At 66.8% G+C, this 21,715-nt stretch carries 18 protein-coding genes; 10 read left to right on the top strand and 8 right to left on the bottom strand.

Annotation, left to right across the window (positions count from 1 at the left end):
• Nucleotides 1–3 precede the first annotated feature (3 nt).
• The 5 genes from AC3WG5_RS03755 (at nt 4) to AC3WG5_RS03735 (ending at nt 4,042) form a co-directional block, all read left to right on the top strand.
• On the top strand, nt 4–363 hold the full coding sequence (locus tag AC3WG5_RS03755; protein WP_008952585.1) for an SUF system Fe-S cluster assembly protein: 360 nt from the start codon (nt 4–6) through the stop codon (nt 361–363).
• Complete coding sequence (locus tag AC3WG5_RS03750) at nt 363–683, top strand: non-heme iron oxygenase ferredoxin subunit (RefSeq protein ID WP_492567840.1); 321 nt, start codon at nt 363–365, stop codon at nt 681–683. The genes AC3WG5_RS03755 and AC3WG5_RS03750 overlap by 1 nt, the downstream gene beginning before the upstream one ends.
• Before the next feature lie 337 nt (nt 684–1,020).
• Nucleotides 1,021–2,088 carry an efflux RND transporter periplasmic adaptor subunit gene (locus tag AC3WG5_RS03745; protein ID WP_492567839.1) on the top strand — a complete coding sequence of 356 codons (1,068 nt, stop codon included), beginning with the start codon at nt 1,021–1,023 and terminating at the stop codon, nt 2,086–2,088.
• Nucleotides 2,085–3,329: an ABC transporter permease gene (locus tag AC3WG5_RS03740; RefSeq protein ID WP_014087262.1), complete on the top strand. Its 1,245-nt coding sequence runs from the start codon at nt 2,085–2,087 to the stop codon at nt 3,327–3,329. The genes AC3WG5_RS03745 and AC3WG5_RS03740 overlap by 4 nt, the downstream gene beginning before the upstream one ends.
• The gene (locus AC3WG5_RS03735) at nt 3,326–4,042 is read left to right on the top strand and encodes an ABC transporter ATP-binding protein (protein WP_492567838.1); all 717 of its coding nucleotides are present in this window, start codon (nt 3,326–3,328) and stop codon (nt 4,040–4,042) included. The genes AC3WG5_RS03740 and AC3WG5_RS03735 overlap by 4 nt, the downstream gene beginning before the upstream one ends.
• A 142-nt stretch (nt 4,043–4,184) precedes the next feature.
• Here the strand turns inward: AC3WG5_RS03735 and AC3WG5_RS03730 are convergent, their stop codons facing one another.
• The 8 genes from AC3WG5_RS03730 to AC3WG5_RS03695 all read right to left on the bottom strand — a co-directional run bounded on the left by AC3WG5_RS03730 (nt 4,185) and on the right by AC3WG5_RS03695 (nt 13,634).
• The gene (locus AC3WG5_RS03730) at nt 4,185–4,817 is read right to left on the bottom strand and encodes an acetate uptake transporter (protein WP_014087260.1); all 633 of its coding nucleotides are present in this window, start codon (nt 4,815–4,817) and stop codon (nt 4,185–4,187) included.
• A 112-nt stretch (nt 4,818–4,929) separates the two neighbouring features.
• A complete protein-coding gene (locus AC3WG5_RS03725; RefSeq protein WP_492567837.1) occupies nt 4,930–5,718 on the bottom strand; it encodes an enoyl-CoA hydratase-related protein in 789 nt (262 codons plus the stop codon).
• Between the two features lie 77 nt (nt 5,719–5,795).
• Nucleotides 5,796–6,656: a 3-hydroxybutyryl-CoA dehydrogenase gene (locus tag AC3WG5_RS03720; protein ID WP_492567836.1), complete on the bottom strand. Its 861-nt coding sequence runs from the start codon at nt 6,654–6,656 to the stop codon at nt 5,796–5,798.
• Nucleotides 6,657–6,757: 101 nt separating this feature from the next.
• Complete coding sequence (locus AC3WG5_RS03715; protein ID WP_492567835.1) at nt 6,758–8,395, bottom strand: electron transfer flavoprotein-ubiquinone oxidoreductase; 1,638 nt, start codon at nt 8,393–8,395, stop codon at nt 6,758–6,760.
• Nucleotides 8,396–8,405: 10 nt separating this feature from the next.
• Nucleotides 8,406–10,190, bottom strand: a complete 1,785-nt coding sequence (locus tag AC3WG5_RS03710; RefSeq protein ID WP_492567834.1) for an acyl-CoA dehydrogenase — start codon at nt 10,188–10,190, stop codon at nt 8,406–8,408.
• Between the two features lie 96 nt (nt 10,191–10,286).
• Entirely contained in the window at nt 10,287–11,219 is a 933-nt protein-coding gene (locus AC3WG5_RS03705; RefSeq protein WP_492567833.1) for an electron transfer flavoprotein subunit alpha/FixB family protein, read from the bottom strand.
• Nucleotides 11,220–11,969, bottom strand: a complete 750-nt coding sequence (locus AC3WG5_RS03700; protein WP_492567832.1) for an electron transfer flavoprotein subunit beta/FixA family protein — start codon at nt 11,967–11,969, stop codon at nt 11,220–11,222.
• Nucleotides 11,970–11,993: 24 nt separating this feature from the next.
• Nucleotides 11,994–13,634: an acyl-CoA synthetase gene (locus AC3WG5_RS03695; protein WP_482581700.1), complete on the bottom strand. Its 1,641-nt coding sequence runs from the start codon at nt 13,632–13,634 to the stop codon at nt 11,994–11,996.
• A gap of 275 nt (nt 13,635–13,909) precedes the next feature.
• Between AC3WG5_RS03695 and AC3WG5_RS03690 the strand changes: the two genes are divergently transcribed.
• The 5 genes from AC3WG5_RS03690 (at nt 13,910) to AC3WG5_RS03670 (ending at nt 21,672) form a co-directional block, all read left to right on the top strand.
• Nucleotides 13,910–15,958, top strand: coding sequence for a PAS-domain containing protein (locus AC3WG5_RS03690; RefSeq protein ID WP_492567831.1), 2,049 nt, complete (start codon nt 13,910–13,912; stop codon nt 15,956–15,958).
• Nucleotides 15,955–16,704: a response regulator transcription factor gene (locus tag AC3WG5_RS03685; protein WP_492567830.1), complete on the top strand. Its 750-nt coding sequence runs from the start codon at nt 15,955–15,957 to the stop codon at nt 16,702–16,704. Before AC3WG5_RS03690 ends, AC3WG5_RS03685 begins: the two co-directional genes overlap by 4 nt.
• Before the next feature lie 190 nt (nt 16,705–16,894).
• Nucleotides 16,895–17,161 carry an ArsR/SmtB family transcription factor gene (locus AC3WG5_RS03680; RefSeq protein ID WP_294867552.1) on the top strand — a complete coding sequence of 89 codons (267 nt, stop codon included), beginning with the start codon at nt 16,895–16,897 and terminating at the stop codon, nt 17,159–17,161.
• Nucleotides 17,161–19,041 (top strand): MFS transporter, encoded by a 1,881-nt coding sequence (locus tag AC3WG5_RS03675; protein ID WP_492567829.1) that lies wholly within the window; start codon nt 17,161–17,163, stop codon nt 19,039–19,041. The genes AC3WG5_RS03680 and AC3WG5_RS03675 overlap by 1 nt, the downstream gene beginning before the upstream one ends.
• Nucleotides 19,042–19,050: 9 nt before the next feature.
• On the top strand, nt 19,051–21,672 hold the full coding sequence (locus tag AC3WG5_RS03670; RefSeq protein ID WP_492567828.1) for a DUF2339 domain-containing protein: 2,622 nt from the start codon (nt 19,051–19,053) through the stop codon (nt 21,670–21,672).
• Nucleotides 21,673–21,715 lie beyond the last annotated feature (43 nt).

Below are 21,715 nucleotides of genomic sequence, written 5' to 3'. Positions count from 1 at the left end.
ACGATGGACCTGTTCCACTGGCATCACCGCAACGACGACGCCACCCCGCCCCCGGTTTCCGAATTGCAGCAGCGCGTGATCGAGGCGCTGCGCACCGTGTACGACCCGGAAATTCCGGTCAACATCTACGACTTGGGCCTCGTCTACGCGCTCGACGTGGATGACGCCGAGGGCAAGGTCCGTATCGACCTGACGCTGACCGCGCCGGGCTGCCCGGTGGCGCAGACCTTTCCCGCCCTGGTGGCCGAGGCGGTGGAACGCGTCGACGGCGTGCACGAGGCCGAGGTCGAACTGGTGTGGGAACCGCCCTGGTCGCAGGACATGATGAGCGAGGCGGCACGCCTGGAACTGGGCTTGCTGTGATGAGCGACTGGCTCGACGTGGCCCCGGCCGACGCCTTCCCGCCCGGAACCTTCCGTACCGTGGACGCCGACGGCGTGGCGATTGCCGTATTCAACGTCGAGGGCTGCTATTACGCCATCGAAGACCTGTGCAGCCACGAAGCCGAGACCCTGTCCGGTGGCGAGGTGCTGGGTGACTGCATCGTCTGCCCACGCCACGGCGCGCAGTTCTCGCTGCGCACCGGCGCGGCGCTCGGCCCGCCCGCCTACGAACCGGTGGCCACCTTCCCGGTGCGCGTCGAACAGGGCATGGTGCAGGTGCGCGACGACCGCTTCGATTGAACCCTCCCCACGTTGCACCGTGCCTGGCGTACCGTCATCGCCGGTAGACATGGCTCGCCACCGTGTTGTCGCATGTGATTTGCCGGCACGGGTAGATCACCGTCTGCTCCGACCCCGCCCCATCCATTCTGTATAAATCTTGACCCCACGCATGGCACTCGCCGGCGGCGCGATCTATCGTCAACATAGTTCCACGCAACGTGCTCGACGGCTTGACGGGGTTGGCCGAACCATCGATAGCAAGGCAGATGAAGGGTTCGCGCAGCGCCACCTCACGCAGGTGGAATCGTATTTCGCTGGCCGTAGCGCCTGTTTATGAAGCGACCAATGACACGATATGGCATCGAACGATAGCCGTTCCCACCGAAAAACCACCCTCTATCGGGCAGGCAAAGGGGCTTTCTTCCTGCTGCTCGCCGCCGGGCTATCCGTCCTGCTCTGGCACTGGCTTGCGCCCCCCATGGTCAAGGTGGGCCACCCCACGCGCGGGCCGGCCATCCAGGCGGTGTACGCCACCGGCAACGTCGAAGCCAGCGTGACAGTCACTATCGCTCCGCAGGTCGGCGGGCGGCTGGTCGAATTGCGCGCGGACGAAGGCGCCCAGGTGACGCCGGGGCAAATCCTGGGCCGGCTCGACGACAGCGACCTGCGTGCCAGCCTGGGCGACGAACAGGCCCGGCTGCGTTACGCCGAGCAGCGCTGGCAACGCGTACAGGCGCTGTTCAGCTCCGGCTTCGCCACCATCGATCAGCTCGATCAGGCCCGCTCCACGTTCGATTCCGCCCGCGCCACCACGCGCCGCATCGAAGAGCAGATCAAATTCATGACGCTGCGCGCGCCCGGCGCCGGGCGCATCATCCGCCGCGACGGCGAGGTGGGCGACTTCATCCCGGTCAACCAGCCGGTGTTCTACCTGGCCCAGTCCGGCGCACCGCCGCGTATCACCACCGTGGTCGACGAGGAAGACATCGCCGGCGTCAAAGTGGGCCAGCCGGCCCAGATCACCGCCGACGGTTTCCCCGGACGGGTATTCCAAGGCAAGGTGGCCGAGATCACCGCCAAGGGCGACCCGCTGGCACGCAACTACCGCGTGCGCATCGCCCTGCTTCCCGGCACCCCGTTGATGATCGGCATGACCACCGAGGTCAACATCATCCTGGCCCGGCGTGAACACGCGCTGCTGGTGCCGAGCACGGCGCTCAACGGCAGCACGATCTGGCTGGTGCGCGACGGCCGGGCCCACAAGCAGCGCCTCACGCTCGGCGCCAAGGGAGCGGACCGCAGCGAGGTGCGGGCCGGACTGACCGATGGCGACACCTTCATCACCGAACCGCCGGCCGAACTGAAAGACGGTCAGAAGGTGCGCATCCCGCCCGCCGCGGCGCCGGCAGGAACCTCGCGATGAAGCTGGCGGCCTCGATCGCGCTCAGCCACCTGCTGTCGCGCCGGCGCCAGACGCTGGTTTCGCTCGCCGGCATCGGTCTTGGCGTGGCGTTCTTTCTCGCCGTGTCGGCCCTGATGCGTGGCTCGGAGCAGGATTTCATGCGCCGCCTGGTGGACAACTCGGCCCACATCACCGTGTACGACGAATTCCGCCAGGCCAAGCCGCAGGCGGCCGAGCTGGCGGCGGCGCACGGCGCGGTGGAAATCCGCGGCGTCAAACCGGAAACCGAGGTGCGCGGCATCCGCCAGTACAAGCAGAAGCTGGATTTCGTCAGCCGTCTGCCGGGCCTGCGCGTGGCGCCGGTGCTGCTCGGGCAGGCTATCTTCACCTTCGCCGGCAAGGACCTGGGCGCCGCCATCAACGGCATCGAGCCGGACCTGATGAAGAACGTCAGCACCATCGACCAGTATTTCATATCCGGCTCGCTCGCCTCGCTGCATTCCGACCCGGATGGCATCATCATCGGCACCGGTCTCGCCGACAAATTCCGCGCCAAGCTCGGCGACAAGATTTCGGTCACCTCCCCCACCGGCCTGGTGCGCGTGATGAAGATCGTCGCCCTGTTCCGTACCGGCACCGCTGCCTACGACGAGGGACAGACCTTCATCATCCTCAAGCGCGCGCAAACACTGCTGGGCCGACCTAACGTGGCCAACCGTTTCATCCTCAAACTGGACGATCCGGCGCGTGCGCCGGTCGTCGCCGGCCAGATCGAACGTGCGCTCGGCTACAAGACGCAATCGTGGCAGGAAGCCAGCGAAGACATCATGAACCTGGTGAAGATCCGCAACATCATCATGTATAGCGTGGTGGCCGCCACCCTGATCGTGGCCGCCTTCGGCATCTACAACGTGATATCCACCGTGGTGCTGGAAAAAACCCGCGACATCGCCATCCTCAAGTCGATCGGCTTTCACGCGCGCGACATCCGCCGGATCTTCCTGATCGAAGGCGCCCTGCTCGGCCTCGTCGGCAGCGTGCTCGGCACCGGCCTCGGACTGGCGCTGATGGCCGGCCTCGCGCGGGTGGAAGTGAAAAGCCCGTTCATCACCACGCAAGCCTTTCTGCCGATCTACTGGGGCTGGGACCAGATGGCGCTGGCCGCCGCGTTCGCCATGGGTTCGGCGCTGGTGGCGGCCTACCTGCCGGCGCGCAAGGGCGGACGCGTGCGCCCGGTGGACATCCTGCGGGGCGCGGCATGAGCACGGTGCTGCGCACGGAGGCGCTCACGCGCGTGCTGCCGGGCGACGTGCCCACCACGCTGGTGGAGAACATCGATCTGGAGATCGCGCGCGGCGAGTTCGTCGCCATCATGGGGCCGTCCGGCTCGGGCAAGTCGTCGCTGCTCTATCTCCTGGGGCTGCTCGACATGCCCACCGCCGGCCAGGTGTGGCTGGACGACACCCTGACCACCGGCCTGAGCGAAGACCACCTCGCCCATATCCGGCTGGAACGCATCGGTTTCGTGTTCCAGTTCCACTTTCTGCTGGAAGAATTCTCGGCGCTCGACAACGTGATGCTGCCGATGCGCAAGCTGGCGCGCCTGCAAGAAGACGAGGCGCGCGACAAGGCGAGCGAGCTGCTGCGCACCTTCGATCTGGCCGAACAGATGCACAAGCGCCCGAGCCAGATGTCCGGCGGGCAGCGCCAGCGCGTGGCCGTGGCGCGTGCGCTGTCGAACGACCCGCAGCTGATCCTGGCGGACGAACCGAGCGGCTCGCTCGACACCCACGCCAGCGCCAACGTGCGCGACATCCTGCACGACCTGGCGCGCAACCAGAACCGCGCCGTGGTCGCCGTCACGCACGACCCCACCTTCGCCCAGGCCGCCGACCGCCGCATCTTTCTGGTGGATGGGCAACTGCAGCCGCCCGAGCGTGCCGCCGCGCTGTTCGAAGTGAGCGTGCGGCGCTAGCGGCGTGTGGAGTGGCAGATCGACTGTGGTTCTTTATGCGGGGGATACTCCATCGCCCCGGCAGGAAAACGGTCGATTCGACCAGACACGTGGGCGGAAGTAATGAAACGGGCGCGCCCGCAGGCACGCCCGGGGATGGGCATCAGCTACGTTTGATCAGACCCAGCGGGGCGCCCAGGGGCAGGATTTCCCGGCCGAAGAAATTCCGGAAGAAGATCGCGCCGCAGGCGTAGAAGCCCAGCAGCGAGATCAACAGTTCCGACCAGGCCGCGGCGGTGCTGAACTGAGCCTTGGCCACGCCCAGCGCGGCAAAACCCAGCGAAAACAGCAGGACGTTGATCAGCACCACGATGGTGGCGAACACCTTGTTGGTCTCGAACGCCACCACCATGATGAACAGCGAGAAGATGCCGTAGCCGAAGAAGGCAAAGGCAATCTGCTTGGGGTCAAACTGGGCTGGGTTGATGGCACCGAACCAGCCCAGGCTGATCGCCCAGTGCATCGACACCGCCATCCAGAACAGACCGTACACCCCCAGCACGATGGCGCCGAAGTAGTTGTTTTTCTTGAAGTCGAGCGACGAGGCCCAGATCTGCGCGATCGACCCCAGGAACATCGTCCACGGGATCAGATAGCCTACCCCCTCGGTCCAGTGCATCTTGGCCGAGGCCGCCACGAACGTGACCAGCGACAGGCCGAACACGCCCAGGGCAGTGGGGTCGGCGATGGTGGTACGGGTTTCGACGATCTGAAGACCCTGCTGAGGTGCAGTCATGATAGTTTTCCTCCTTGGAAGTTTTGATTGTTATGGTGGGTGGTTCAGTGCTGCGGGGGTACAACGCCGGAGAGGCGGCGCGAGCGCGCCCTCTCTCCGGTAAAACGGGGGGCTAGCGGTTGCTGAAGGTGGGAGTGCGCTTGTCGAGGAAGGCTGCCACGCCCTCGCGCTTGTCCTCGGTGGAGAACGCCAGGCCGAACACCTGGGCCTCGAACTGGCAGGCGTTGTCGAGGTCGAGGTCCTGGCCGCGCTGCACCGCCTCCTTGCTGAGCCGCACCGCGATCGGCGCCTTGCTGGCGACCTGCCGCGCCATGGTGAGCGCTTCGTCCATCAGTTGCCCGGCGGGGAAGACATGGTTGACCAGGCCCCAGCGCAGCGCCTCGTCCGCCTTGATCTGCCGTCCGGTGGTGATGAGCTCCAGGGCGCGCGCGCGCCCCACCAGCCGCGTCAGGCGCTGCGTGCCGCCGAAGCCGGGCGTGAGCCCCAGGTTGACCTCGGGTTGGCCGAAGACGGCGTTCTCACCCGCCAGAATCCAGTCGCAGCTCATCGCCAGCTCGCAACCGCCGCCCAGCGCGTAGCCGTTGACCACGGCGATCACCGGGATCGCCAGGGTTTCCAGCTGGCGGAACACCGCCATCGTTTCACGGGCGAAGCTCTGCCCCTCGATCGGGCTCATGTCCTGCATGGCACGGATGTCGGCGCCGGCCACGAAAGCCTTGTCCCCGGCGCCGGTCACCAGCAGCGCGCGCGCGTAGCGATCGGCGGCGACGGTCGTAAGCGCCGCGCCCAGCTCGGCGATGGTGGCGCGGTTCAGGGCGTTCAGGGCCTTGGGGCGATGGATGGTCAGACGGTAGATGGAAGGCTCGACGATCTCGAGCAGCACATTGGGTTCGCTGGACATGGCGGATGCCTCCTGTTGTCAGGGTGATCGGCGAAGCCGGCGCCGCGCGCCAGCTCCGTGACGGCCATCGGGTTGGCTTATGTGTTGTAGCGGAAAAAGCCCTGGCCGGTCTTGCGACCGAGCAGGCCGGCGTCGACCATCTGCTTGAGCAAGGGGCATGGGCGGTATTTCGAATCGTCGAAGCCCTCGTGCAGCACCGCCATGATGGCGAGGCAGGTGTCGAGCCCGATCAGGTCGGCCAGCGCCAGGGGGCCGATGGGGTGGTTGGCGCCGAGCTTCATCACGGTGTCGATGTCCTCCGCACTGGCCAGCCCCTCGTGCAGGCAGAAGATCGCCTCGTTGATCATCGGAATCAGCAGGCGGTTGGCGACGAAGCCGAAACCGTCCTTCACCTCCACCGGCACCTTGCCGATCTGCTTGGCCAGCAGCGTGACCGCCTGGCACACCGCGTCCGAGGTATGCAGGCCGCGGATGACCTCGATCAGCGGCATCACCGGCACCGGGTTCATGAAGTGCATACCGATGACCTTGTCGGGGCGCTGGGTCGCCGCCGCGATGCGGGTGATCGAGATCGAAGAGGTGTTGCTGGCGAGCACGGCGTTGGGCTGCACGATGGCGTCGAGGCGGCGGAAGATGTCGAGCTTGAGCGCTTCGTTCTCGGTGGCAGCCTCGATCACGCAATCGCACTGGGCCAGTTGCTCCAGGCTGGCGGCCGGCTTCAGGTGACGCAGCGCCTCGTCGCGGGCGCCGGCGCTCAGCTTGTCCTTGGTCACCAGCCGGTCGAGCTGTCCGGCGATGGTGTCGATGCCGCGCGCGACGGCCTGCTCGGAAACGTCGTTGAGCAGCACCGTCATGCCGGCCATGGCGCAGACCTGGGCGATGCCGCGCCCCATTTGCCCTGCTCCAACCACGCCGATGGTCAAATTATTGTCTGTCATCTCTGTTCTCTCTCTTGTGTGAAGGTGTGCTTGTTATCAGGCGCAGACCGGCGCTTGCCGGAGGGCGAAGCGCTCCGGGCAAGACCTGGCTGCACGGCCGTTTACATGTTCGGGTAATTCGGCCCGCCGCCGCCTTCCGGCGTCACCCAGTTGATGTTCTGGGTCGGGTCCTTGATGTCGCAGGTCTTGCAGTGCACGCAGTTCTGCGCGTTGATCTGCAGGCGCGGCGCGCCCTCCTCGCGGCCGACGATCTCGTACACCCCGGCCGGGCAGTAGCGCGTCTCCGGCGCGTCGTACTGCACCAGATTGATCTTGATCGGGACGCTCGGGTCCTTCAGCTTGAGGTGCGCCGGCTGGTCTTCACTGTGGTTGGTGTTGGAGATGAACACCGACGACAGCCGGTCGAAGGTCAGCACACCGTCCGGCTTGGGGTAGGCGATCGGGGTGCACTCGTCCTTGGGCTTGAGGCATTCGTGGTCGGCGTGCTTATGGTGCAGCGTCCACGGCGCCTTGCCGCGGAACAGGTAGGTGTCGAGCGCCGAGTAGAGCATCGCCGGCCACAGCCCCCAGCGGAACGCCGGGCGGATGTTGCGCACGCGGTGGAGTTCGTCGTAGAGCCAGCTCTGCTTGAACGTGGCGGTGTACGCAGTGGCCTCGACCGGCTGGCCTTCCTGGGCCGTGGCCAACGCCTCGACGATCGCCTCGGCGGCGAGCATGGCGGACTTCATGGCGGTGTGGGTGCCCTTGATCTTGGGCACATTGAGGAAGCCGGCGGTGTCGCCGATCAGCACCCCGCCCGGGAAGGTGAGCTTGGGAATGCTCTGCAGGCCGCCTTCGGAGATGGCGCGCGCGCCGTAGGACAGGCGCCGTCCGCCTTCGAACACGTCCTTGATGGCCGGGTGGGTCTTGAAGCGCTGGAATTCCTCGTACGGCGACAGGTAGGGATTCTGGTAGTCCAGGCCCACCACGAAGCCGACCACCACCTGGTTGTTCTCCAGGTGGTAGAGGAAGGAGCCGCCGTAGGTGGCGGTGTCCATCGGCCAGCCGGCGGTGTGGGTGATCTTGCCCGGCTGGTGCAGCTCGGGTTTCACCTCCCACAGTTCCTTGATGCCGATGCCGTAGGTTTGCGGGTCGGATCCCTTTCTCAAGTCAAAACGCTCGAACAGGGTCTTGGTGAGCGAGCCGCGACAGCCCTCGGCGAACACGGTCTGCCGGGCCCACAGCTCGATGCCGGGCTCTCCGTCCTGATCGCCGTTCTTGCCGGTGCCGACGTTGCCGGTAGCCACGCCCTTGACCGAGCCGTCCGGGTGGTAGAGCACTTCGGCGGCGGCGAAGCCGGGGTAGATTTCCACTCCCAGTTCTTCGGCCTGCTGGCCGAGCCAGCGGCAGAAGTTGCCGAGGCTGATGATGTAGTTGCCCTCGTTGTGCATCTGCGGCGGGGTGGGCAGCTGGATCGACTCGGTCTCGGTCAGGAGCAGGAACTGGTCCTTCTGGGCCGGGGTGTTGAGCGGCGCGCCCTTGTCTTTCCAGTCGGGGATCAGTTCGTTCAGCGTGCGTGGTTCAAGCACTGCGCCGGAGAGGATGTGGGCGCCGATCTCGGAGCCCTTCTCCAGCAGACAGACGCTGATCTCCTGGCCCTTCTCGGCCGCCAGCTGCTTGAGGCGAATCGCCGCGGAGAGCCCCGAAGGGCCGCCGCCGACGATCACCACGTCGTATTCCATACTTTCGCGCGCGTTCATCCTCCCCTCCTCAGAACGCGGACTCGTCGAGCGCCAGCGTGGCGCGGGCACCGTGCCGCACCACGTAGGCGTGCGTCATGGCGCGCGGCAGGATGTGATCGGCGTAGAACAGCGCGGTGTCGATCTTGGCGCGGTAGAAGGCCACCGGTTCGCCGGCGGCGATGCGGGCCTGGGCGACTCCCGCCGCCCGCGTCATCTGCCAGCCGCCGCACACGGTGCCCAGCAGCATCAGGTAAGGGACGGCGCCGGCGAAGGCCAGCCGTGGGTCGACGGCGGCCGCCTCGATCAGGTGGCGCGTGGCGCCTTCCAGTTCCTTGATCGCCACATGCTGCGCCGCGGCCAACTGGCGGAAAGCCTCGCCGTCCAGGGAGCCAACGCGCACGGTGTCGGCGCGCATCTCCTCGATCAGCGCCAGCAGCGTCTTGCCCTGTTCACGCAGCGTCTTGCGGCCGAGCAGGTCGTTGGCCTGGATGCCGGTGGTGCCTTCGTAGATGGTGGTAATGCGGGCGTCGCGCAGGTGCTGGGCGGCGCCGGTTTCTTCGATGAAGCCCATGCCGCCATGGACCTGCACGCCGAGCGAGGTGACTTCCTGCGCGGTTTCGGTGCACCAGCCCTTCACCACCGGGGTGAGCAGTTCGACGCGGGACTGGTAGCGCGCGCGCTCGGCCGGATCGGGGTGGCGCGCAGCCTGGTCCATGTAGGCCGCAGTGACGTAGGCCAGCGCCCGCATCGCCTCGGTCTGCGATTTCATGGTCAACAGCATACGGCGCACGTCGGGGTGGCGGATGATGGCGCCGGCCGACTCGTGGCCCAGCGCCCTGCCCTGCACCCGCTCGCGGGCATAGTCGCGCGCCTGCTGGTAGGCGCGTTCGGAAATCGCCACGCCTTCCAGCCCCACCGCCAGCCGCGCGTGGTTCATCATGGTGAACATGTATTCCAGGCCGCGGTTGGGCTCGCCGACCAGGTAGCCGATCGCGCCGGCGCTCTCGCCGAACGCCAGCACCGCGGTCGGGCTGCCATGGATGCCAAGCTTGTGCTCCAGCGACACGCACTGCACGTCGTTGCGCTCGCCGAGCGAGCCGTCGGCATTCAGCAGGTACTTCGGCACCACGAACAGCGAGATGCCCTTCACCCCGGCCGGGGCGTCCGGCAGACGCGCCAGCACCAGGTGCACGATGTTGTCGGTGACATCGTGCTCGCCCCAGGTGATGAAGATCTTGTTGCCGAAGATGCGATAGTGATCGCCCTCCGGCATGGCGCGGCTGCGCACCGCCGAGAGGTCGGAACCGGCCTGCGGCTCGGTCAGGTTCATGGTGCCGGTCCATTCGCCCGACACCAGTTTGGCGAGGTAGGCGTTCTGCTGTTCCGGGGTGCCGTGGTGCAGCAGCGCCTCCAGCGCGCCCTGGGTCAGCATCGGGCACAGCGAGAACGCCAGACAGGCGGATTTCCACATCTCGGTCACCGGCTTGGCCAAGAGCTGCGGCAAGCCCTGCCCACCGAACGCTTCCGGCGACGAGATGCCGCCCCAGCCCGCCTCGACGAACTGGCGGTAGGCCTCGGCAAAGCCAGTGGGCACCACCACCTTGCCGTCGACGAGACGGCTGCCTTCGCGGTCGCCCACCACGTTGAGCGGCGCGATCACCTCGCCGGCGAAGCGGCCGGCTTCTTCCAGCACCGCCTCGGCGAGCTCGCCGCCCACCTCCTCCCAGCCCGGCAACGCACCCACGTCGGCCAAGCCGGCCAGTTCCTGCATCACGAACAACATGTCCCGCACCGGGGCAACGTACTGACTCATTTCTCTATCCTCTTGCGAACCCGGGCCCGCACGTTGGCCGAAGGCGTCGGACAAGGCCGTGCCGCTGGCCTGCGTGCGGGGTCGGGTGGTGAACGGTCACTGGCCAAGCGCGGAGATCAACTCCGGCACGGCCTGGAAAAGGTCGGCGGTCAGGCCGTAATCGGCGACCTGGAAAATCGGCGCCTCCGGGTCCTTGTTGATCGCCACGATCACCTTGGAGCCCTTCATGCCAGCCAGATGCTGGATGGCACCGGAAATGCCGACCGCGATGTAGAGCTGCGGGGCGACGATCTTGCCGGTCTGTCCCACTTGGTAGTCGTTGGGCACGAAGCCCGAGTCGACCGCCGCGCGCGAAGCGCCGATCGCGGCACCGAGCCGGTCGGCCAGGGTTTCCAGCAGCTTGAAGTTCTCGCCGCTTTGCAGACCGCGCCCGCCGGACACCACGATCTTGGCTTCGGTGAGTTCCGGGCGGGAGGAATGGGTCAGCTCGCGTGCCAGCAGGCGCGACATGCCCAGGTCGGGGCCGGGGGCGATGGTTTCGATCGGCGCGGTGCCGCCCTGGCCGGTGGCCTCGAACGCGGTGGCGCGTACCGTGATCACCTTGATCGGGTCGTCGCAGCGCACCTTGGCGAGTACATTGCCGGCATAAATCGGCCGCACGAAGGTGTCCGGCGCCAGCACCTCGACGATGTCCGACACCTGGCCGACGTCGAGCTGCGCCGCCACGCGCGGCAGCACGTTCTTGCCGAAGGTGGTCGCCGGCGCCAGCACGTGGCTGTAGGACGGGGCAAGCGAGACGATCAGCGCCGCCAGGTTTTCGGCCAACCCTCCCTCGTAATGCCGCGCATCCGCCATCAGTACCTTGCCCACGCCGCGCAGACGGGCTGCCTGTTCGGCGGCGGCGGAGCAGGCGCTGCCGGCCACCAGCACGTGGATCTCGACGCCGAGCTGGCGCGCCGCGGCAATGGTGTTGGCGGTCGCGCTCTTGAGCGAGCCGTTGTCGTGTTCAGCGATAATCAGGGCCGTCATTCAGATCACCTTTGCCTCGTTCTTCAATTTCGCCAACAGCTCGGCCACGTCGGCCACCCTCACCCCGGCGCTGCGCGCGGCCGGCTCGGCCAGGCCCAGCGTGGTCAGGCGCGGCCGGGTGTCGACGCCGAACTCGTCCAGCGCGACGACGTCGAGCGGCTTCTTCTTGGCTTTCATGATGTTGGGCAGCGTGGTGTAGCGCGGGCTGTTGAGGCGCAGGTCGGTGGTGACCACCGCCGGCAGCGTGACGGCGATGATTTCCAGGCCGCCGTCGATTTCCCGCGTCACCGTGGCTCCGTCGGCGCCGAGGTCGAGCCGGGAGGCGAAGGTCGCCTGCGGCCAGCCCAACAGGCCCGCCAGCATCTGCCCGGCCTGGTTGGCGTCGCCGTCGGTCGACTGCTTGCCGCAGATCACCAGCCGCGGCTGTTCGCGCGCCACCACCTCGCGCAGCAGCTTGGCCACCGCCAGCGGCTCCAGCACCGCCTCGGTGCGGATCAGCAGGGCACGGTCGGTGCCCATCGCCAGCGCCGCGCGCAGCACGTCCTGGCAGGCGTCCGAACCGATCGAGACCGCGACGATCTCGCTGGCCGCGCCGGCCTCTTTCAGACGGATCGCCTCCTCCACCGCGATCTCGTCGAACGGGTTCATCGACATCTTCGCGTTGTCGCTGTCGACGGCGCTGCCGTCGGTCTTGAGGCGGACCTTGACGTTGGCGTCGATGACCCGCTTCACGGGTACCACTATCTTCATTTCCTCACTCCGCAGCGTGGGCCGTCATTCAATGGCCGAGGACGATTTCATTTCCTGGCGCAGCAGGAATTTCTGGATCTTGCCGGTGGACGTTTTCGGAATCGGCCCGAACACCACCTGCTTGGGGGCCTTGAAGTGCGCCAGATGGGCGCGGCAGTAGTCGATGATTTCGCGCTCGGTGACAGTGGCGCCGTCCTTCAGCTCGACAAAGGCGCAGGTCACCTCGCCCCACTTGGTGTCCGGCTTGGCCACCACGGCGGCGCTCATCACCGCCGGGTGGCGATACAGCACGTCTTCCACCTCGAGCGAGGAAATGTTCTCGCCACCCGAGATGATGATGTCCTTGGAGCGGTCCTTGATCTTGACGTAGCCGTCCGGCTGCAGCACGGCCAGGTCCCCAGTGTGGAACCAGCCGCCGGCAAAGGCTTCGGCGCTGGCGTCCGGGTTTTTCAGGTAGCCCTTCATCACCAGGTTGCCGCGGAACATGATCTCGCCCATGGTTTCGCCGTCGGCCGGTACCGGCTGCATGGTTTCCGGGTTCATCACCGTCATGCCTTCCTGCATCGAGTAGCGCACCCCCTGGCGACCGTTGCGCTCGGTGCGCTCCGCCAGCGTCATGCCCTCCCATTCCGGCTGCTTGGCGCAGACCCCGGCCGGGCCGTAGGTTTCGGTGAGGCCGTAGACGTGGGTGATGTTGAAGCCCAGGCGTTGCATGCCTTCGATCACCGCGGCCGGCGGCGCCGCGCCGGCGACGAGGCAGCTCACCTCGTGCTCGATGTCCTTGCCGCACTCGTCGGCCACGTTGATCATCATGTTGTGCACGATCGGCGCCGCGCAGTAATGCGTCACCCGGTGCTGCTTGATCTGGGCGAAGATCTGGCGCGGGTCGACGCGGCGTAGGAACACGTTGGTGCCGGCGTTGGCGGCCATCGCCCAGGGGAAGCACCAGCCGTTGCAGTGGAACATCGGCAAGGTCCACAGGTACACCGCGTGGCGCGGCACGCCCCATTCGAACAGGTTGCACACGGCGTTGAGGTAGGCGCCGCGGTGGTGATAGACCACGCCCTTGGGGTTGCCGGTGGTGCCCGAGGTGTAGTTGAGGCTGATGGCATCCCACTCGTCGCCGGGCAGCGACCAGGCGAATTCCGGGTCGCCCTCGCGGAGCAAGGCCTCGTAGTCGGTCTCACCCAGCAGGTCGCCGCCGCTGAAGAGATGATCGTCCACGTCGATCACCAGCGGCTTGGTGTCCAGCAACGCCAGCGCTTTGGCGACCGGCTCGCAGAATTCGCGGTCGGTGATCAGCACCTTGGCTTCGCCGTGGCGCAGCATAAAGGCGATCGATTCGGCGTCGAGGCGGGTGTTGAGTGTGTTGAGCACGGCGCCGCACATCGGCACCCCGAAATGGCATTCGAACATCGCCGGGATGTTGGGCAGCATCACCGCCACGGTATCGCCGGCGCCGACGCCGCGACGCTGCAGCGCCGAGGCCAGGCGGCGGCAGCGCTGGTAGACCTCGCGCCAGGTCATGCGCCAGTCGCCGTGAATCGAGGCGATGCGTTCGGGGTAGACCGTGGCGCTGCGCTCCAGGAAGGTCAGCGGGGACAGCGGGACATAATTGGCCGGACCCTTGTCGAGGCCAATGCCGTACGGATTGGTAGAGTTCACTGCAACCTCCTCCTCTAATGCACATGTTGTAAGGTGCCGCGGCAACGGACCCTTGGAACCTGTTCAGGATTCGTGACAGATCATGAGCAGGTCTTGGCGGTCGGAACTGCCGTTCGCCTTGTTGCGGCAGGCGTTATCCCTATGGTGCAAGAGAAGGTTTAATGAACTTTTCGTGAAATGTACTGAATTGTAACGAGGGCCGGTGACGGGTCTGTCCTGCTCCGGGTCATGGCACAATAGGCCTACTGCCGTTGTTGGAATGGGATGGAATCGCCATGGATTCGGGGAAGCCGACACCTGTCTCGGACGAAGAAGGATTCAACGCCGCGCTCGAGCGGCACGAGCTGCTGTACGCCGGGCTCGACCTGATCGACCAGGGCCTGACCGTGTTCGACGCCAATCTGCGCCTGGTGGCGTGGAACCAGGCCTTTCTCGACCTGCTCGAGTTCCCGGACGATCTCGCCCGCCTCGGCACCCCGTTCGAGGCCTTCATCCGCCATAACGCCGAACGTGGCGAATACGGCCCGGGCGATATCGAGCAGCAGGTCGCCGAGCGCGTCGAGGTGGCGCGCCAGTTTCTGCCGCACACCATGGAACGGGTGCGGCCGGACGGACAGGTCCTGAAGGTCCACGGCGTGCCGCTGCCCGGCAAGGGCTTCATCACGATCTACACCGACATCACCACCCAGCGCAATTACGAGCGCCTGATCGAGAACGAGAACGCCGAGCTCGACCGCCGCGTGCGCGAACGCACCGCCGAACTCGAAGGCGCCAACGCCGGCTTGCGCAAGGCCAAGGCCAACCTCGACCTGGTCGCCGCCGACCTGCGCCTGAGCGAGGCGCGGCTGCGCCTGATCACCGACACCGTACCGGCCTTCATCGCCTACATCGACCGCCATCTGGTGTACCGCTTCGCCAACAAGGGCTACGCCGACTGGACCGGGCGCACCAAGGACACGGTGATCGGCCAGACCGTGGAAACCGTCATGGGGGCCGAACTGTTCCAGACCTTGCAGCCCCATCTGCGCAAGGCCCAGGCCGGACAGCAGGTCGGCTACGAATACTCGCGGGTGCGAGCCGACGGCCGCACCGTCTACGCCCGCAGCACCCTGGTGCCCGAAATCGGCGCCGACGGCCAGGTGATGGGCTTCTTTTCGCTGTCGCTCGACATCACCGAGCAGGTGCTGGCGCAGAACGCCCTGCTGCGGGCGCAGAAAATGGAAGCGGTGGGCGAGCTGGCGGGCGGGCTGGCGCATGATTTCAACAACCTGCTCACCGTGGTGCTGGGCAACCTGGCGGCGCTGCAGGAAAAACATGCGCACGCCACCGCGCTGATGGAGTACGTCGACCCGGCGATCCAGGCGGCACGGCGCGGGGTCGAGGTGATCCGCCAGCTGCTGACCTTCTCGCGCCAGCAGCCGCTGGAGCCGCAGAGCATCGAAGTGGGCCGGCTGGTGCTCAACCTGACCCGGTTGCTGCGCAGCTCGCTGCCTTCCACCATCAGCATCACCACCCAGCTGCCGGAAGAACCGCTCTTTGCATTTGCCGACCCGCATCAGCTGGAAAACGCCCTGCTCAACCTCGCCCTCAACGCGCGCGACGCCATGCCTGAGGGCGGGCGGCTGCGTATCGAGATCGCCCCGGAATCGATTCTGGCCATCGGCGTTGGCGAGCGCCCGCTGGCGCCGGGCGACTACGTGCGGATCACGGTGCGCGACAACGGCTGCGGCATGGACGGCGCCACCCTGGCGCGGGCCTTCGAGCCGTTTTTCACCACCAAGCGCTTCGACGGCGGCAGCGGCCTGGGGCTCAGCATGGTGTATGGTTTCGTCGAGCAGTCGCACGGCATGGTGCACATCGAAAGCACCATTGGCGCCGGCACCGCGGTGATCCTCTATCTGCCGGCGGGAAGCCCGGCGCCGGCAGGCGAGCGCTCGCTGGCCAGCCCCGCGATCAGCAGCGCCAGCGGCGAACTGGTGCTGCTGGTGGAGGATGAGGCGGAGGTGCGCAAGATCATCCGCATGCAGCTGGTCGATCTGGGCTACGCCGTGCTGGAAGCCGACAACGGCGTCGAAGCGCTCGCCATGATCGAACAGGTGGAGGAGATCGCCTGCGTGGTCTCCGACGTGGTGATGCCGGGCGGCGTCAGCGGCTGGCAGCTCGCCGAGCGGGCGCGCCGCCTGCGCCCCGGACTGCACGTGGTGCTGATCAGCGGCAATGCCCAGGACAGCGCGGCCGGGCTGGCCGCCGAGCTCGGCATCGACCCCTTGTACAAGCCGTTCTCCAAAGAACAACTCGCTTTGGCGATCCATCCAGGCCCATGATGAACCCAGTCAATACGCCGAACGAAGCGATGGCGGAGGCCCGCCACGAACTCATTTTCGTTGTCGAGGACGAGCCGGAGATTTCCCGGCTGATCTGCCGCACCCTGCAGGACTACGGCTTCGACGCCCGCCACTTCGCCACCGGGCAGGACCTGCTCGGCGCCCTCCGGTCCACCCGGCCGAGCCTGTGTCTGGTCGACCTGGGCCTGCCGGACATCGACGGCATGGAGCTGGTCAGCCGTCTCTGGAAGACCCACGACTGCCCTGTGCTGATCCTGACCGGGCGCAGCCACGTGGCCGACCGCGTGGTGGGGCTGGAGACCGGCGCCGACGACTACATCGTGAAACCGTTCGAGCCGCGCGAGCTGATCGCGCGCATCCGCGTCATCCTGCGCCGCTACGCCCGGCAGGCCGAGGCGGAGCCGGTCGCGGCGCAGCGCCGGGCGCGGTTTGTCGGCTGGTGCTTCGATCTGGATTGCAACCAGCTCACCTCGCCGGCCGGCCAATCGGTCGAGCTGAGCGTTTCCGAGGCCCGGCTGCTGACGGCGCTGCTGCAACGACCCAACCGCATCCTGACGCGAGAACAGCTCGCCGGCCGCTCCGATCTCGACCCGCTCGACCGCAGCATCGACGTAAGGGTGTCACGGCTGCGCCAGAAACTGGAGCAAGCCCCGGCGAGCCCTGCCCTGATCAAGACCATCTACGGTGCGGGCTACCTGTTTTCGGCCAACGTCGCTTGGGAGTAGCCCGCCGCCGGCTGGATTGACGGCCAGCAAGCGGCGCCTGGCGCCGGCTCGGGATGCGTCGCCGCAGACGGCAGGCCCGGCCGTGCCGCTGTGACCTGCGTTTGCGTTCTTGACTCTTTCCGTTGATATGTCTAAATCTATCGACATGAAGTCAAACTATAGCCAGGCAATCCCTCCCCAGTGGTGCGCCATGTCCAAGGTGTTTGTCGCCTTGGGCGATGAGCACCGGCAACGCATCCTGTTGCTGTTCGAACCGGGCGACCGTTTGACCGTGGGTCAGATCGCCGACGCGTCCACCTTGTCGCGGCCGACCGTGTCCCACCACCTCAAGATCCTGCGCGAAGCGGGCGTGCTCCAGTCCGAAAAGCTGGGCAAGGAAGTGTATTGCTGGATCAACAAGGCTTTTCTCGAGGAGAGCCTGTCTGCCGTCCTCACCTACCTGCGCGAGGCCACTTGATGCCGTCACAGTTCGGTCTGCTCAAAGCGCGTCGTTTTGCGCCCTTCTTCGCCACGCAGTTTCTCGGGGCCTTCAACGACAACCTGTTCAAGAACGCCCTGGTCGTGCTGCTGACCTTCCAGACCAGCCAGTGGACCACGCTCAAGGCCGAGGTACTGGCCAATCTGGCGGCCGGTATCTTCATCCTGCCCTTCTTCCTGTTTTCCGCGACTGCAGGGCAACTGGCCGACAAGTACGACAAGGCGCGGCTGGCGCAGTGGGTCAAGGTGCTGGAGATGGTCATCATGGCGGTGGCCGCCACCGGGTTCTGGCTGCACAGCCTGGCGGTGTTGCTGTCGGCGCTGTTTCTCCTTGGCCTGCACTCGACGCTGTTCGGCCCAGTGAAATACGCCATCCTGCCGCAACATCTCGGCGAGACCGAACTGGTCGGCGGCAACGCGCTGGTCGAGGCCGGCACCTTTGTCGCCATCCTGATCGGCACCCTGGCCGGCGGCTTGCTGGCCGGGTCCGTCGCGCATCCGGCCTGGATTGCCGTCGGCGGACTACTGGTAGCACTCCTGGGGTATCTCACCAGTTGGCGGATCCCGACGGCACCGGCGCCCTGCCCCGAGCTGAAGGTCAACCCCAACCCCCTGACCGAAACCTGGCGCAATATCGGCTTTGCCCGGCAGAACCGCACCGTGTTTCTGTCCATCCTGGGCATTTCGTGGTTCTGGCTGTACGGCGCGCTCTACCTCGCGCAGTTTCCGGCCTACGCCAAGAATGTGCTGGGGGGCAACGAGCCGGTGGTGACGTTGCTCTTGGCCACCTTCACTGTCGGCATCGGCGCGGGCTCCCTGCTGTGCGAACGCCTGTCCGGCAAACGCATCGAGATTGGTCTGGTACCTTTCGGCTCAATCGGCCTGACCCTGTTCGGGGTCGATCTCGCCTTCGCTTCGCCTGCGGCGCTCGCCGGCGCGGCACCGCTCGGCATCGGGGCGCTGCTGAGCCAGCCGTGGGCGTGGCGGGTGTTGTTCGATCTCGTGATGCTGGGGATGTTCGGCGGCTTTTTCATCGTGCCGCTCTACGCCCTGGTGCAAATGCGCAGCTCGCCAGAGCACCGCGCACGCATCATCGCCGCCAACAACATCCTCAATGCCCTGTTCATGGTGGCGGGCGCCCTGGCCGCCGCCGGCCTGCTGGGCGCCGGGCTGCCCATCCCTACCCTGTTTGGCATTGCGGCGCTGTGCAATGCGGCGGTGGCGATCTATATCTACGGGCTGGTGCCGGAGTTCATGCTGCGCTTCCTGGCGTGGCTGCTGATTCATGCCGCCTACCGGCTCGAGAAGAAGGGGCTGGAGCACATCCCCGCCGAAGGCCCCGCGCTGCTGGTCTGCAACCATGTCAGCTTCATCGATCCGGTCATCATCATGGGGGCCTCGCCGCGGCCGATCCGCTTCGTCATGGACCACCGCATCTTCAAGACACCGCTGCTCAACTACATCTTCCGGCATTCGCGCGCCATCCCCATCGCACCGGCCAAGGAAGATCCGGCCATGATGGAGCGGGCCTTTGCCGAGGTCGCCAAGGCGCTGGCGGACGGGGACCTGGTGGGCATCTTTCCGGAAGGCCGCATTACCGATACCGGCGATCTCTACCCCTTTCGTCCGGGTATCACCCGTATTCTGGAGGCCAACCCGGTGCCGGTGGTTCCGCTGGCCCTGCAGGGCTTGTGGGGAAGCTTCTTCTCCCGCATCGACGGCCGGGCAATGAAAACACCGTTCCGCCGGGGCTTCTTCTCGAAGATCGCTCTGGTTGGGGCGCCGCCGGTCGCGCCGCAAGACGCCGCGCCGGAGCGCCTGCAAGCGCTGGTTAGCCAATTGCGCGGTGAGCGCCGCTAGGAGGCAACCATGGGATGGCTCGGGCTTCTGCTGTTTCTTGCCGCACTCGTCTTCCTGTCCCGGCTCGGCAACCGCAGCGGCGTCGAGCAACGCCTGCGAGCGCTCGAAGAGCAAGTGCTCAGGCTGCAGCGCGAAACCGAGCAGATGCGGCAGGAACTGACGGCACTGAAAGGCCAGGGCGTCGACGCCGAGCCTCCCCGGGCATCCCCCCTGCTGCTGGAGGCGGCAGAGGAAACCACGCCACCGCTCGATGATGAAGAAGCGGCGACGCCTCCACTGCCGGTGATCGAACCCGCCGCGGCCACGCCAGCCGCCGTTCCCGCCGAAACCGAGGCGACGGCGGAAACGACCGTGCCGCTCTGGCAGCGCCTGCTGGCCGGCAACCTGCTGGCCAAGATCGGCGTCGTGCTGCTGTTTTTCGGCGTCGCTTCGGCCTTGCGCCTGGCCGCCGATTACGGCCTGCTGCCGGTGCCGTTACGCCTCGTGCTGGGCACCGTCGCCGGCGGCGCGATGGTCGCCTTTGGCTGGAACCGCGTGCACCAGGGCGTGCGCACCCACTTCGGCATCGCCTTGCAGGGAGGCGGCTTTGCCATCCTCTACCTGATCGTCTATTTCATGCACGTGCGCTACGCCCTGTTCGGCGCCTCGCCCGCCTTCCTGCTGTTCGCCTTGCAGGGGGTCGTCTGCGTACTGCTGGCGGTGGTTCAGGATGGCGTGGTGCTGGCGGCGTTCGGGCTGGCCGGCGCCTTTGCTGCACCGGTCCTGGCCGCGACCGGCAGCAGCGATCCGACCCCGCTGTTTGCCTATTTCGTTTTGCTCAACACCTTCATCGTCGGCGTCTCCTGGTTCAAGAACTGGCGGCTGCTCAATGTCACCGGCTTTTTGATGACGATCGGCGTCGGCATGGCCTGGGCCGTCGAGCATTACCGCGCCGACTATCATGGTGTGAGCCAGGCGTTCCTGCTGTTCTTCTGGGGGCTCTACTCGGCCACGCCCGTGCTGATGGCGCTGTTTCGCGCCCCGGGCTGGGCCGGATGGAGCGACAGCACGCTGGTCTTCGGCACGCCGCTGGTCGGCTTCGCGCTGCAGTCGCAACTGGCTGCCGACCGCTACGAATTGGCCTGGGCCGCGCTGGCGGCCGCGCTCTATTACCTGGCGTTGTGGGTGCTGCTCTTTCGCCGCCGCGACGAAGCCCTGCGCGTGCTGGAGCGCTGCCAGCTGGGGCTGGGCGTCGCCTTCGGCACCCTGGTGGCGCCGCTGGCGTTTGGCGCCCAGGTGACGGCCGCGTTCTGGGCGGTGGAAGGCGTGGCAGTGCTGTGGTTCGGCGTCGTGCAGCGGCGGAAACTGGCGATGGCCTGCGGCGCCGGACTGCAAGTGGCCGCCGCTGCGTATTTCCTGTATGGGTTGCCGCAGATGCTGACGGGCCTGCCGGTGATCAACGACATCTTCCTCGGCATGGTCCTGCTGGCCGGCGCCGGTTTCGCCAGTGCCCGGCTGCTGCGGCGCGTCGACGAGCGCGTAGCGATACCGGCGCTGCTCTGGGCCTTTGCTTGGTGGGGGCTTGCCGGCTGGAGCGAGAGCGAGCGCCACTTGCCGCTGCTGCAAAGCATTCCGGCAACCCTGACCTATATCGCCTTGTCACTGATCGTGCTGGAAGTCCTGGGGCGGCGCTTGGCCTGGAACGCGCTCCGCCATCTCTCGTTGCTGTTGCTGCCGGTGCTGTGGCTGACGGCGGGGTCGGCCTGGCTGCACAGTCAGCACATGCTGGCGGGCCTGATGGTGTTGGCCCTGCCGCTGTCGCTGGCCGGGCATTACTGGCTGCTGGCCAGGCAGCAGGCGGACGGCATGGCGCTGTGGCCGGCCGTGCGCCACGTGGGCGGCTTCTGGCTGGGCATGCTGCTGATATCCGGCGAGCTGGCCTGGCTGGGCTTTCGTCTGGCGCCCGGTGTCACCCTCTGGTCGGTGCTGGCCCTGGCGGTCGGGCCGCTGGGCGGGCTGTGGCTGGCGGTGGAGGGGTCCCGCCGTGCTTTGCCGCCGGTCTCGGCCGCACCGCTCACCTATCGTGGTCCCGGCTCCCTGCTGCCCGCGGCCTGGCTGGTGGCGTGGCTGCTGTGGGCGGGGTGGGCGCATGACGGCGGCGGTTCCGGCCTGCCCTACGTGCCGCTCCTCAACCCCTTCGATCTGGTACAGTTGGCCGTGCTGGCGACGCTTTACCGCTGGCTGCGCGGTTTCGAAGACGACCCCTGGCCAGACACGCCGTTGCCGCAGGCCAACCGAGTCGGGGTGCTGGCGTTTGTCTGGATCAGCTGCCTGGCCGCGCGCATTGCCCATCATTGGGGCGGCGTCCCCTTCCGGGCCGATGCCCTGTGGCACTCCACCTTGTTGCAGGCGATGTTGACCCTGCTGTGGACGCTGACCGCCATCGCCGCCATGATCCGCGCGGCCGGCATCGGCGTGCGGCGCCTGTGGCAGGCGGGCTTTGCGTTGCTGGCGGTCGTGGGGGCCAAGCTCCTGTTCGTCGACTTGGCGGGCGCCGGCACCTTGCTGTGGACCGGTTCGTTGATCGGCGTGGCCCTGCTGGTCTTGGCGGCCAGCTACTTCGCCCCGGTTCCCCCGCCGGAAGAAGGATGAGCAGCGGCTACCGTGCACATGGCGGACTGGCCGGTGTACCGGT

This window comes from Pseudogulbenkiania sp. FW507-F1, assembly GCF_058781125.1.
This window is presented reverse-complemented; position numbering and strand designations above follow the sequence as displayed.

Bases quoted from the DNA above. Each gene is read 5' to 3' on its own strand.
- AC3WG5_RS03710 (WP_492567834.1), bottom strand. From the start codon at position 10,190: ATGAGTCAGTACGTTGCCCCGGTGCGGGACATGTTGTTCGTGATGCAG.
- AC3WG5_RS03680 (WP_294867552.1), top strand. From the start codon at position 16,895: ATGTCCAAGGTGTTTGTCGCCTTGGGCGATGAGCACCGGCAACGCATC.
- AC3WG5_RS03700 (WP_492567832.1), bottom strand. From the start codon at position 11,969: ATGAAGATAGTGGTACCCGTGAAGCGGGTCATCGACGCCAACGTCAAG.
- AC3WG5_RS03750 (WP_492567840.1), top strand. From the start codon at position 363: ATGAGCGACTGGCTCGACGTGGCCCCGGCCGACGCCTTCCCGCCCGGA.
- AC3WG5_RS03745 (WP_492567839.1), top strand. From the start codon at position 1,021: ATGGCATCGAACGATAGCCGTTCCCACCGAAAAACCACCCTCTATCGG.
- AC3WG5_RS03735 (WP_492567838.1), top strand. From the start codon at position 3,326: ATGAGCACGGTGCTGCGCACGGAGGCGCTCACGCGCGTGCTGCCGGGC.
- AC3WG5_RS03725 (WP_492567837.1), bottom strand. From the start codon at position 5,718: ATGTCCAGCGAACCCAATGTGCTGCTCGAGATCGTCGAGCCTTCCATC.
- AC3WG5_RS03685 (WP_492567830.1), top strand. From the start codon at position 15,955: ATGATGAACCCAGTCAATACGCCGAACGAAGCGATGGCGGAGGCCCGC.
- AC3WG5_RS03740 (WP_014087262.1), top strand. From the start codon at position 2,085: ATGAAGCTGGCGGCCTCGATCGCGCTCAGCCACCTGCTGTCGCGCCGG.
- AC3WG5_RS03755 (WP_008952585.1), top strand. From the start codon at position 4: ATGGACCTGTTCCACTGGCATCACCGCAACGACGACGCCACCCCGCCC.
- AC3WG5_RS03715 (WP_492567835.1), bottom strand. From the start codon at position 8,395: ATGAACGCGCGCGAAAGTATGGAATACGACGTGGTGATCGTCGGCGGC.
- AC3WG5_RS03720 (WP_492567836.1), bottom strand. From the start codon at position 6,656: ATGACAGACAATAATTTGACCATCGGCGTGGTTGGAGCAGGGCAAATG.
- AC3WG5_RS03730 (WP_014087260.1), bottom strand. From the start codon at position 4,817: ATGACTGCACCTCAGCAGGGTCTTCAGATCGTCGAAACCCGTACCACC.
- AC3WG5_RS03670 (WP_492567828.1), top strand. From the start codon at position 19,051: ATGGGATGGCTCGGGCTTCTGCTGTTTCTTGCCGCACTCGTCTTCCTG.
- AC3WG5_RS03705 (WP_492567833.1), bottom strand. From the start codon at position 11,219: ATGACGGCCCTGATTATCGCTGAACACGACAACGGCTCGCTCAAGAGC.
- AC3WG5_RS03675 (WP_492567829.1), top strand. From the start codon at position 17,161: ATGCCGTCACAGTTCGGTCTGCTCAAAGCGCGTCGTTTTGCGCCCTTC.
- AC3WG5_RS03690 (WP_492567831.1), top strand. From the start codon at position 13,910: ATGGATTCGGGGAAGCCGACACCTGTCTCGGACGAAGAAGGATTCAAC.